10 protein-coding genes are annotated in these 11937 nt (G+C 63.8%); 1 reads left to right on the plus strand and 9 read right to left on the minus strand.

The window, feature by feature from the left end; genetic code table 11:
* Nucleotides 1-86: 86 nt before the first annotated feature.
* The 5 genes from H556_RS16410 to putA form a co-directional block, all read right to left on the minus strand.
* On the minus strand, nucleotides 87-527 hold the full coding sequence (locus H556_RS16410) for a hypothetical protein (RefSeq protein ID WP_155802502.1): 441 nt from the start codon (nucleotides 525-527) through the stop codon (nucleotides 87-89).
* A complete protein-coding gene (locus H556_RS0115210; RefSeq protein WP_155802503.1) occupies nucleotides 509-1192 on the minus strand; it encodes an ABC transporter ATP-binding protein in 684 nt (227 codons plus the stop codon). Before H556_RS0115210 ends, H556_RS16410 begins: the two co-directional genes overlap by 19 nt.
* The gene (locus H556_RS0115215) at nucleotides 1189-2349 is read right to left on the minus strand and encodes a KpsE/RkpR family capsule polysaccharide export protein (protein WP_029673705.1); all 1161 of its coding nucleotides are present in this window, start codon (nucleotides 2347-2349) and stop codon (nucleotides 1189-1191) included. The genes H556_RS0115210 and H556_RS0115215 overlap by 4 nt, the downstream gene beginning before the upstream one ends.
* A gap of 23 nt (nucleotides 2350-2372) precedes the next feature.
* A complete protein-coding gene (locus H556_RS0115220) occupies nucleotides 2373-3182 on the minus strand; it encodes an ABC transporter permease (protein WP_024355256.1) in 810 nt (269 codons plus the stop codon).
* 92 nt (nucleotides 3183-3274) lie between these two features.
* On the minus strand, nucleotides 3275-6385 hold the full coding sequence (putA, locus tag H556_RS0115225; protein ID WP_024355257.1) for a bifunctional proline dehydrogenase/L-glutamate gamma-semialdehyde dehydrogenase PutA: 3111 nt from the start codon (nucleotides 6383-6385) through the stop codon (nucleotides 3275-3277).
* Between the two features lie 260 nt (nucleotides 6386-6645).
* Between putA and H556_RS0115230 the strand changes: the two genes are divergently transcribed.
* Nucleotides 6646-7731, plus strand: a complete 1086-nt coding sequence (locus H556_RS0115230) for a glycosyltransferase family 4 protein (RefSeq protein ID WP_024355258.1) — start codon at nucleotides 6646-6648, stop codon at nucleotides 7729-7731.
* A 413-nt stretch (nucleotides 7732-8144) separates the two neighbouring features.
* Here H556_RS0115230 and H556_RS0115235 read toward each other — a convergent pair whose 3' ends face one another.
* The 4 genes from H556_RS0115235 to phnC form a co-directional block, all read right to left on the minus strand.
* Complete coding sequence (locus H556_RS0115235; RefSeq protein ID WP_024355259.1) at nucleotides 8145-9215, minus strand: substrate-binding domain-containing protein; 1071 nt, start codon at nucleotides 9213-9215, stop codon at nucleotides 8145-8147.
* Nucleotides 9216-9293: 78 nt separating this feature from the next.
* Nucleotides 9294-10112 (minus strand): phosphonate ABC transporter, permease protein PhnE, encoded by an 819-nt coding sequence (phnE, locus tag H556_RS0115240; protein ID WP_003168685.1) that lies wholly within the window; start codon nucleotides 10110-10112, stop codon nucleotides 9294-9296.
* Entirely contained in the window at nucleotides 10109-11119 is a 1011-nt protein-coding gene (gene phnD, locus H556_RS0115245) for a phosphate/phosphite/phosphonate ABC transporter substrate-binding protein (protein WP_003168683.1), read from the minus strand. The genes phnE and phnD overlap by 4 nt, the downstream gene beginning before the upstream one ends.
* Nucleotides 11116-11910 (minus strand): phosphonate ABC transporter ATP-binding protein, encoded by a 795-nt coding sequence (gene phnC / locus H556_RS0115250; protein ID WP_024355260.1) that lies wholly within the window; start codon nucleotides 11908-11910, stop codon nucleotides 11116-11118. Before phnC ends, phnD begins: the two co-directional genes overlap by 4 nt.
* Nucleotides 11911-11937: the final 27 nt, after the last annotated feature.

Consider the following 11937-nt stretch of genomic DNA (forward strand, 5'->3'; position numbering starts at 1 on the left):
AATCGTCACAGAAGCACCGACCCTCGAAGCCCATGCCAACCTCACTTGCACGACCGCCTTTGGGAATAGCGGCAGGACACCGTGTGTCAACTCAGTCTTTCAATTCGAGCGCCCAGGAAATCGAACCGTCCCCCTAACGAGCTCTCGATCATCACCACACGGAGTTCAGTCTTGGACCCTTTGGTCCAGGCATGTTCCGTCTCGAACTCAAAAACGCCCTCTCGTCCAGGGCAGAATTCGTGCCGGACGAAATCCGCCACCGCTCCGAACTCGAAATAATACTTGTGTCGACACGACCACTTGTCAAAAATTAGACGAGAGGTTGCGCGCCAACGTCCTGCCGGAAGCACGTCATACGGCCCCCATACAAGATGGCGTGCTCGACCCGCGACGTTCATTCTGTGCAACACATCCCGCGTCTCTGCCTCACGCATATCGTAGCGAAAGCGTTCTGGCGGCCAGTTCAAAATAGCGCCCGGCGGGATCGTCTTTTTCTTGGGAGGCGAAATCAGACTGCTTTCAGCCATGCGTATATATCCACTGCTTCTTCCACGTCGTGGAAAATACGCGCCTGTCCGCTTTCTATAAGCAGGGCGCGATCACAGATTTTCGTAATGAGCGTGGTATTATGAGAGGCGATCATGAAAGCCCGATCCGCCCGTTTCTTAAAAAGCTCTTCGTTGCATTTTTTCTGAAAGCGCGCGTCTCCGACCGCAACAAGCTCGTCGACCAAGTAACAGTCAAACTCGATGGCAAGAGAAAGGCCAAATGCAAGTCGAGCTCGCATGCCCGAAGAGTAATGCTTGGCCGGCTCCTTGAGCGCGTGCCCAAGCTCAGCGAAATCGTCTACTCTAGCCAGGGTTTCCTGATAGTCGCGCTCATATAGGCGAGACAGGAAACGTATATTGTCCAATCCGCTTAGACTACCCTGAAACCCGCCAGCAAATCCGATCGGCCAGGACGAACTCATTCGCCAATCAATGCTGCCCTCACTCGCCGGGAGAGCCCCCCCCAGCATCTTAATCAGAGTTGATTTCCCCTGACCGTTTCGCCCGAGAATAGCCAGCCTCCCATTGCGCTCTAGGTCAAAATCGAGCCCGCTAAAAAGAGTGCGATCGGCATGGCGATATGCCTTGGCCAACCCTCTGACCCTAAGGCCTATCGGATCCGGAGAAGGAGAGAGATCGGTCACTCTTGACGATGCTCGCGCAATCCAGCCCACAGGAGCCGTCCTAAGAGATAGACGCCCAAGCTACTGAGGAAGATAATCAAGATCGCCCGCGCCCGCCGGGGTTCGGTGGGCATGTCCGCAAGGTTCGGCTCAACAATGCGGTCTAGATAGAGCTTCTGGCGACGCACATCCTGCCGTGCAGTCACGAGCGCCGCAGATGCTTCCGTCAAGGCCCGATCAGCAAGTTCCTTCTGCAACATCAAGCCCTCATAGGTAGACACCTTTGGTGCAAGAGACCCTGAAGCACCAGCCAGATCGGAACGCGCGGCTGCTATCTGCGAATTATAGGCCTCAATGCGCCCTTGAAGTGCGGGGATCTGGGGACTCTGTGGCGCACTCTGCTGCAGCTGAGCTAGCTCAGCACGCAGCTGGGCCGCGGCTACCAATAGGCCAGATACAAGCTGACTAGACTCAGCCGCCGCCATTTGCGGATCGATAAAGCGTTCCTTGTTTCGGAAGTTCGTTAGCAATTGCTGAACTTCCGCATGACGGGCCGTCGCCTCAGTCACAGCAAGTTCTGCATCCCTCACAGCATCAGCAGCAGCTCTTTCATTCAGACGGTTCACAAGATCTTCACCGGACGACAAAAGCGCCCTGCTAATCGTCTGAGCATCCTGAGCCGTGAAAGCTTGGACTCGAAGCGTGGTGATGCCGCTGCCTCCATTATAGCTGACGGATACATAGCGTCTCAAAACATCATACTGAGCTTCATCGGAAGGCGATACGAATGGCGCCGGATAACGGGAGAATAGATCGACGCCTTTTCGACCGAACACTGCCGAAAAGTCGAACTTCGTGTTCAGCGCCGCGGCCGCGTCGCGTGAACTCATGTACTCTTGGATTGCAAAAGAGTCGGCGACACCCGCCGACAAACCAACATTTTGGAGCATCAACCCGAGATTACTAGGACGCGCCTCATCCGTTTTGCGCACCACAAAGTGAGCTTCGGATACGTAACGCGGCGTCGCGATCAACCCCCAATAGAGAGCGCCCAGAACTGTAGGCAGCAAGACCACCAAGGCGAACGACAAGGAGATACGCCGCAGCGCCGCGAACCGTGAACGACGAGCACCGGACGCCCCCTCAACGGGGCCAATATAACGCAACTGTTCAGTCATAGTGACCGTCGATCCTCGAGGCATTAGTCAACATCGACATAGCCTTCTGCGTTCTTGATAAGAAGCAATCCCGCGAGCATCAAAGCAAGAGCACACGAGATCGCATAGCCAGTTCTGAAATGAGTAGTGACTTGGCCGCCAAATACTCCGGCTCGCACCATTTCAATAGCATTTGGGAATGGGACTAGCAGGTAGGTTTCACGCACGGCCACAGGAAGCCAATCGATCATGAAAAATACCCCTGAAAGAGGGATCAACGAATAGCTTAGGAGAGGCACGATGCGCTCCATGACGTCCGACCGCATCGCCAGCCCCGAGAATACGAATCCTGTCCCAGTAGCCATGAACCACATCAGAGCCCAGCCGCCATAAAGCAATATATAATCGTGCGGAACAGTGACCTGTTGAAAGAGAAGAAGCAAAAGATAGACGAGCAAAAACGCTGCCGTCGCCCCCGCGAATTCCAGCACAGCTCGCGCTAGATAAAAATGCAAGGGCCCCAAGGCCCGATGATAGAGCAGGCCGAGATTAGCGCTGACAGCATTCAGGCTGAAGCTGATACTGTGCCGCAATAGGATGAGACACATGTAGCCCGACATGGCGAAGGCAGCCACATTCACACCATGTGCGCTATGGCTACGGATAAATGTCCATATCAGAATAACGCCGACGCAAAATAGAAGCGGCTCACCTACGACCCAAAGGAAGCCAATCCCCCGACGTCCATAACGCGTGGCCATCTCGCGCATCATTAATGCGCCGATGATGTTCGCCTGGCGAACAATGAAGGAGCGACCCATGCCTAGTGAAGTTTCATCAATAACGCCAAGCATCTGGCCTCCTGAGTGGGAGGCATGATGTTGCCGCCGCGCGCAAACATAAACGGCGCTTGGCGGGAAGCAAGCCCGCCAAGCGCCTGATGCGCTTACAGGTTCAGCAGGGCCGGGTCTCCGCCCTGGGCGGCGATGTTGATGCTGATGGCCTTTTCCGCGGCGTAGCGGATCAGGCTGTTGGGCCCGCCGGCCTTGGGGCCGGTGCCGGACAGGCCCTCGCCGCCAAAGGGCTGGACGCCGACCACCGCGCCGATGATCGAGCGGTTGACGTAGACGTTGCCCGCCGGGACCAGTTCCATCACTTCCTTGGCGAAGGCGTCGATACGGCTGTGGACGCCCAGCGTCAGGCCGAAGCCGCGCGCGGCCAGCTTGCCCGCCACCGTCTCCAGATCCTTCGGCTCATAACGGTAGACGTGCAGGATCGGGCCGAAGACTTCGCGTTCCAGGAAGTCCGGGGTCGGGATTTCGGCGATGACCGGGGCGAACAGATCGCCCTTGTCGGCGCCCGCCGGCAGTTCGGCGCGAGCGATGATCTTGGCTTCCCTGGACAGGCGCTCGACGTGGGCTTCCAGGTTGACGCGGCTTTCGGCGTCGATCACCGGGCCGACGTCGGTCCTGGCGTCGGTCGGATCGCCCAGCACCTGGGCGGCCAGGGCGCCCTTCAGGCCCTCGATCAGGGCGTCGGCCGAATCCTTGGGCGCGTAAAGGATGCGCAGGGCCGAGCAACGCTGACCGGCCGAGCCGAAGGCCGACAGGATGACGTCGTCGATGATCTGTTCCTTCAGCGCCGTGGTGTCGACGAACATGCCGTTCAGGCCGCCCGTCTCGGCGATGAACGGGATGATGGCGCCCGGACGCGCGGCCAGGCCGCGGTTGATGGCGTTGGCGGTGTCGGTGCCGCCGGTGAAGGCCACGCCGTCGATACCCGGATGGTTGGTCAGGGCGACGCCGACCGTCTCGCCGCGACCCGGGACCAGGGCCAGCAGGTCGGGGTTCAGACCGGCCTTGTAGTAGAGGCGCACGGCTTCGGCGGCGATCAGCGGCGTCTGCTCGGCGGGCTTGGCCACCACGGCGTTGCCGGCGGCCAGGGCGGCCGCGATCTGGCCAGTAAAGATGGCCAGGGGGAAGTTCCACGGGCTGATGGCGGCGAAGACGCCGCGGCCATGCAGGACCAGTTCGTTGGTCTCGCCGGTCGGGCCCTTCAGGGTCTGGCGGCCGCCGAAGTCGCGCTCGGCCAGCTGGGCGTAGTAGCGGCAGAAGTCGGCGGCTTCGCGCACCTCGGCCACGCCGTCGTTCAGCGTCTTGCCCGCTTCACGCGACAGCAGGGCGACCAGACGGTCGAGGTCGGCTTCGAGCGCGTCGGCCATGGCGCGCAGGACGGGCGCGCGGCCCGCGCCGCCCAGACGGTCCCAGGCGACCTGGGCCTCGGCGGCGGCGTTGACTGCGGCGTCGACGTCCTCGACCGAGGCCTCGGAGACGTGGCCCAGCACGCGGCTGCGGTCATAGGGATTGGTGACGTCCTGCGGGTTCACGCCGGCGCGCAGCTTGCCGCCGATGATCGGACCAGCGGTCAGTTTCTCGCTGTCGACGCGCTCCAGGGCCGCCGCATGAAGCTCGCGGTCGGAAGCCTGCGAATAGTCGCGGCCGAGGGAGTTCTTGCGGTCACCGTAGATGTTCATGGGCACAGGGATCTTCGGATGGCGATCGGGCTGGGCCTCGACCGAGGTGATGGGATCGGCGGCTACATCGGCCGCAGGCACGCGCTCGTCCAGCAGGGCGTGGACGAAGGAGGAGTTGGCGCCGTTTTCCAGCAGGCGGCGCACCAGATACGGCAGCAGTTCTTCGTGGCCGCCGACGGGGGCGTAGGCGCGCACGACCACGTCGCCCCACTCGACCTTGGCGCCGTCGTAGAGGGCCTCGCCCATGCCGTGCAGGCGCTGGAACTCGATGGTCACGCCGCGATCGGCGGCCATGCGGTGCACGGCGGCCAGGGTGTGGGCGTTGTGGGTGGCGAACTGGCAGAAGATGTGGGGAGAGGCCTCGATCAGCGCCTTGGCGCAGACCAGATAGTTCAGGTCGGTCGCCGGCTTGGTCGTGAACACCGGATAGTCGGTGCGGCCGTTGACCTGAGCCAGCTTGATCTCGGTGTCCCAATAGGCGCCCTTGACCAGACGCACCATCAGGCGACGGCCCGAGGACTTGGCCAGTTCGGCCAGCTTGGCCACCGTCTCGGTCGTGCGCTTCTGATAGGCCTGAACGGCCAGGCCCAGGCCCTGCCAGTCGCCCAGCGCCGGTTCGCGCGCCAGCCGCTCCAGCAGTTTCAGCGACAGGGCCAGACGGTCGGCCTCTTCAGCGTCGATGGTGTAGTTGATGTCGTATTTGGCGGCGATCAGCGCCAGACGCAGGATGCGGGGATAAAGCTCCTCCCACACCCGATCTTCCTGCACCGCCTGATAGCGCGGCGAGAGGGCCGACAGCTTGACCGAGACGCCGTGGCCGCGCTCGGGGCCTTCGCCCTTGGCGGTCCTGCCCACGGCCTCGATGGCGTCGGCGTAGATCTTTTCATAGCGTTCGGCGTCGGCGGCGGTGCGGGCGCCCTCGCCCAGCATGTCGAAGCTGCACAGCCAGTTTTCGCGGTCCGAACGCTTCAGCGCCGCCTCGATCGTACGACCGACGACGAACTGCTCGCCCATGATCTTGACGGCCGTGGCGACGGCCTGACGGATGACCGGCTCGCCCAGACGGCCGGCGATGCGCTTGAGGAAGTTCGGCAGGTCGCTGCGGGCCTCATCGTCGACGTCGACCAGCTTGCCGGTCAGCATCAGGCCCCAGGTCGAGGCGTTGACGAACAGGCTGTCCGACTGGCCCAGGTGCGAGGCCCAGTCGGCCGAACCGATCTTCTCGGCGATCAGGCGGTCGCGGGTGTCCGCATCGGGCGTGCGCAGCAGGGCCTCAGCCAGACACATCAGCGCCAGACCTTCGCGGGTGCCCAGGGAGAACTCCTGCAGGAAGCTTTCGACCACGCCCTGGCGCTTCTGGCTCTTGCGGGCGCTTTCGACCAGGCCGATGGCGTCGTTCAGGACCGCCGCGCGACCATCAGGCGTCAGGGGTTCGGCGGCCAGCAGATCGGCCACCACCTCACGTTCGTCCCGGTACTTGTTCCGGTCCAGCTCATCCCAATGGCGAAGATCGGTCGGCGTCATGAAATCCATCCTGTGAATTTCCGGATATATGGTCAGTGCGCCCGAATGTGCATCGCATGATCACCCATAACTCCGCGTAAGCTTCGGGATACGCTCGTCATTCCAGGGGAAACCGGCGCCCGGACAGGGGCGCGCGCGGAGATGATCATTTACCGAGAGCAAAACCCTCTGCACAGAGCATTATCATGCCGTCTCGCCTTCGTCATGCGGAGCGTCTAGAAGTTTCACCTTCGCGAACGGCTCAAGGCCCTATCGACTTCATGCGCATTGTTCTGGTCACCGACGCCTGGGAGCCTCAGGTCAACGGCGTCGTCCGCACCCTGACCCGCACCGTGGCCGAGTGCCGCGCCATGGGGCATGAGGTGGAGGTCATAGAACCCAGCCAGTTCAAGACCATTCCCTGCCCGACCTATCCGGAAATCCGCCTGGCCCTGGGCGCCGAGGAAGAGATCCGCGAACGCCTGCGCGCCTTCGAGCCTGAGGCCGTCCACATCGCCACCGAAGGTCCGCTGGGCATCGCCACGCGGCGCATCTGCGTGGAGTGGAAGCTGCCGTTCACGACCAGCTATCACACCAAATTTCCCGAATACGTCTCGGCCCGTTTCCCGATCCCGGTGCAGGTCGGCTACGCCTATATGAAGTGGTTCCACAAACCGTCAGGGCGACTGATGGTGGCCACCCCGACCCTGCGCGACGAACTGGTCGAGCATGGCTTCAAGAACGTCTCGCCGTGGACGCGCGGCGTGGACACCGAGCTGTTCCGCCCCGACCTTGAACCGATCTACAAGGAAATGGGCGGCGATGAGTGGCCCCGTCCCTTCTTCCTGAACGTCGGCCGCGTGGCGGTCGAGAAGAATATCGAGACCTTCCTCGGCCTGGACCTGCCGGGCACCAAGATCGTCGTCGGCGACGGCCCGGCCCGCGCCGAGCTGGAAGAGAAATACCCGGACGCCAAATTCCTCGGCGCCAAGTTCGGGGAGGAGCTGGCGCGTTGCTTCGCCGATGCCGACGTCTTCGTCTTCCCCAGCTGGACCGACACTTTCGGCCTGGTGATTCTGGAGGCGATGGGCACAGGCACGCCGGTCGCCGCCTATCCGGCGCACGGGCCGATCGACCTGATCCCCGGCTCGGGCGCCGGCTTCATCGACGACGACCTGAAGACCGCCTGCCTGAAATGCCTCGAGCTCGACCGCAAGGACGTGCGCGCTTATGCGGAGAAGTTCAGCTGGCGCGCCTCGGCCGAGCAGTTCATCGAGAACCTGCAGCCCTATCCCGAGCCCGCGCGCGGCCGCTTCTGGCGTCGCCTGCGCCGCGTGGCGCGCCTGAGACGTCGAGCGGCGGCTTAATAATACTCTAGCTGGTAATTCGCAGTGAATGCGATCCGGGCTTCACTGCCCGAAGGCCCGAGCGTAGCCGTATCGACCCGCGCCTTGCGCGCCGCCATGATTAGCGTCCGACCGAGGCCCGAATCGGGTGGGTTCTCGGCAGCGATCTGGCACTGATCCACGCGGCCATCAGCCTTGGCTCTACAGATTATGGTCGCTGTGGCCGATTCAAGTCCGCGGCGATAGCGCCAGGGAGAGGTATCGACCCGCAGAGGCGCCAGCCAGCGCGGCTCTACAACGCCCTGAGGTGCGGCTGCCCCGTCCGCAAAGGACTGTCCGATAGACAGGGTGAAAAATAAAAGAGCGAGCATGATCCTGCCTCTGAAACGGCAGGATCATGCAAGGTTGGCCTCAGGCCTACAACCCGCACCGTCTCAGTTCGGGCGCGACATGGAGGTCATGGCCGAGGCCTTGGCGCGTTCGGCCGCCAGCTGATCGGCGGGCAGCGGCACCAGACCGCGGTCCTGCAGATAGCCGCCACGGCCGGCCGAGCCGTCGGACATGAACTCCTGCACGAACTGTTCGAGGCCGGGCGTCACGCCGATATGGGCCTTCTTGACATAGATGTAGAGGCTGCGGGCCAGGGGATAGGAGCCGTCGGCGATGGTGGCGACCGAGGGGGCCACGCCGTCGATGGTCTCGGCCTTCACCGTGTCCATGTTCTGCTCAAGGAAGGAGAAGCCGAACACGCCCAGCGAGCCCGGCGTGCGGGTCAGGGTCTGGACGATGGCGTTGTCGTTCTCGCCGGCGTCGATCCAGGCGCCGTCTTCACGCAGGGTGTGGGCCACGGTCTCGAAACGGGTCTTGTCCTGCTTCTCGATGGCGGCGACAGCCGGGATCAGCTTGGCGCCCGGCGCCATGCCCAGCTCCAGGAAGGCGTCGCGCGTGCCCGAGGTCGGCGGCGGGCCGTAGACCTGGATGCGGGTGGCCGGCAGGGCCTTGTTGACGTCGTTCCAGGTCTTGGCGGCGTTGGCGCCCAGTTGACCGTCGGCGCCCGGCGTTTCCTTGGCCAGGGCCTCATAGAGGTCGTTCAGTTCAAGATTGAAGCTGGCGCCGGTGCGGGCGGTGGCGACGACGATGCCATCATAGCCGATTTTCAGTTCGACGATGTCGGTGACGCCGTTCTCGACGCAGCGGTCGAACTCGCTGGCCTTCATCGGACGCGAGGCGTTGGCGATGTCCGGGGTCGAGGGGCCGATGCCTGAACAGAAGGCCTGAATGCCGCCGCCGGTGCCCAGGGCCTCGACGCGAGGGGACGATCCGCCGCCGTTGCGGGCGAAGGTTTCCGCCACACGGGTTGAGAAGGGGAAGACGGTGGAGGAGCCGGCGGCCCAGATGCCCGTTCGGGCCTTCTGCGAACCGGGGGCGCCGCCCTCGTTGTTTCCGCAGGCCGCCAGGGCCAGCAGGGCGGCCGCGCAGGCCGTGAACTTCAGTGTGCGGATCATGGCCGGACCTTCTCCAGTCGTCAGTGCACGACGCTTAAAGCAGGAGAATGTGACGGTCCGGCCAGACCTTTGTGACAGTCAGAGCAAACGTCGACGCATAGCCTGCGACAGGAAGTCGATCAGGGTCACAGCGACGATGACCACGATGACCACGGCCGAGACGTCGCGGAAGGCGAAGCCGTTCATGCGGTCGAACAGAACCTGGCCGATGCCGCCCGCGCCGATCAAGCCCAGCACGGTGGCCGAACGGCTGTTCGATTCGAAGCGGTAGAGGGCGAACGAGGTCCACAGCGGCGCCACCTGGGGGATCACGCCCCAGACGATCTCGTGCAGCTTGGACGCGCCGGTGGCGCGCACGCCCTCGACCGGGCCCTTGTCGATCGACTCGACCGCTTCCGAAAACAGCTTGGCCAGAACGCCCGCCGTGTTCAGGGCGATGGCCAGGACGCCCGCTAGCGGGCCCAGGCCCACGGCGACGACGAACAGCAGACCCATCACCAGGTCGGGGATGGAGCGCAGCATGTTCATGATCCAGCGCACCGGCTGAACCACCCAGACCGGGGCGATGTTGCGCGCGGCGGCCAGACCCATGGGCACGCCCAGGAAGATGGCCAGGAAGGTGCCCCACAGGGCGATCTGGATCGTCTCCCACATCTTGGCGACGAACAGGCGCCAGTCGGAGAAGTCCGGACGCAGCAGGTCGGCGGCGAAGGTCTGGATATTGGCCGAGTTGGTGATCAGGCGCGACAGATTGCCCAGATCGACCGCGTCGATGCTGATCAGCAGCAGGACGGCCAGACCGCCCCAGATCAGGATATCCAGCGCCCAGGCCCCGGCCGATTTGGCGGGCGCCTTGGGGATGCCGGAGGCGGCGGCGGTAAGCGAAGCGTCGGTCAAGGCTGGACCTCGCGCAGACGACGCAGACGTTGCAGCTCGGCCTCGGCGCGCGCAGCGCCGGCGGCGTCCCCCTTGGCCTTGGCCTCGGTCAGGGTCTGGTCGGCGATCATCTCGCGCACCGGGTTCAGATAGGATTCGTCGGCCGGGTTGAAGCCCGAATAGTTCAGGTCCTTCAGGATTTTGCGCTGACGCTCAGCCTCGGCGCCCTCGCCCCGGCCATAGGTCAGGAAGAAGCCGCGGATCTTTTCCTTGATCGCCGGGTCCAGGTCTTCGCGGATGACGATGCCGGCTTCGGGGATCGGGGGCGAGCGCCAGATCTCCTCGATCTGGGCGGCGATCTGCGGATTGGAGCGGCCGATGAAGACGGTGTTGATGGTGTTCGACGTCGCCACCTGCACCAGGCCGTTGGCCACGGCGAAGGAGTTGGCCTGATGGTTGGCCGTGCGCACCGTCTTGAAGCACTCGTTCGGCACGACGTTGTTGGCGTTGAACAGGAAGGTCATGGGCGCCAGGGTGCCCGAGGTCGACAGGGCGTCGCCGATGCCGAAGTCGTAACGTTTGCCGCAGGCCAGCACGTCATCCAGCGTGATGCCCGAGCCCTTTTTGACGATCAGGGTCGACTGGTAGGAATCGCGGCCTTCAGGGTCGACGATGCGGGCGACGACCTCGCCCTTGGAGCGTTCGATCGCCTCGATCGCGGTCTTGGCCGGGAACCAGGCGGCCTGGATCTGATTGCCGCGCATGGCCTCGACCAGCACGGTGTAGTTGGACGCGAAATAAGGCTTCACTGGCACGCCGACGGCCTTGGTCATGTCGTCCAGCAGGGGCTGCCACAGCGGGCCGGAGGACGCCTGCCCCTCGGCCGGAAGGATGGCGAAGCTGATCTCGGACGGAGCGCCCTTGGCGGCGCCCGCCTTGTCGCCCTGGCCGCACGCGGCGAGGCTGACGGCCAGGGCCGCGCCGGCGGCCAGGCCCAGCATCCGGCGGGTCAGTTTGGAATGGGTCATGCCTTGGCTTCCCAGAACGCGTCCTCGTATTCGGGACCGTAGATTTCAATCAGGCGCTTGGTGTCCAGCCCGGTCGAGGGCCCGTCATAAACCACCTTGCCCTTCTGCAGGGCGACGACGCGGTCGCAGTAGCGGATGGCGTAGTCCACCTGGTGCAGGGTGACGATGACGCCCAGGCCGTCGCGCTTGTTCAGCTCGACCAGCAGCTCCATCACCTTGCGGGCCGACACCGGGTCCAGCGAAGCGACGGGTTCGTCGGCCAGAATGGCCTTGGCGCCCTGGACCAGGGCGCGGGCGATGGCGCCGCGCTGCTGCTGACCGCCGGACAGGGTGTTGGCGCGCTGAGCGGCGTATTCGGACACGCCGACGCGGTGCAGGGCCGCCATGGCCTTGTCCTTGTCCGCGCCCGGCCAGACGCCGAACAGGCCGCGCCACGACGGCAGACGGCCGAGCGCGCCCAGCATGACGTTGGAGAACAGGCTCAGCCGACCCACCAGGTTGAACTGCTGGAAGATCATGCCCAGCCGTCCGCGCGCGCGGCGGACGGCGCCCGTGACGCGGCCGTTCTGCTGAACGACATCGCCGAAAACCGAGATGGTCCCGCCGGGATCGATCGGGTGCAGACCCGTGATCGACCGCAGCAGGGTGGACTTGCCCGAACCCGAAGGACCGATCAGGGCGACCATTTCACCGGCGCCGACCTCGACGGACACGCCGTCGAGCGCCTTTCTGGCCCCGTAGGTCTTCGAGACGTCGCGGACAGAGGCGACGGCGGCTGTTGAAGAACTCATGAACCCATGGATGAGGTTGCGACAAAG

Origin of the sequence: Brevundimonas naejangsanensis DSM 23858 (assembly GCF_000421705.1) — a bacterium.
GTDB classification, from domain to species: Bacteria; Pseudomonadota; Alphaproteobacteria; order Caulobacterales; family Caulobacteraceae; genus Brevundimonas; species Brevundimonas naejangsanensis.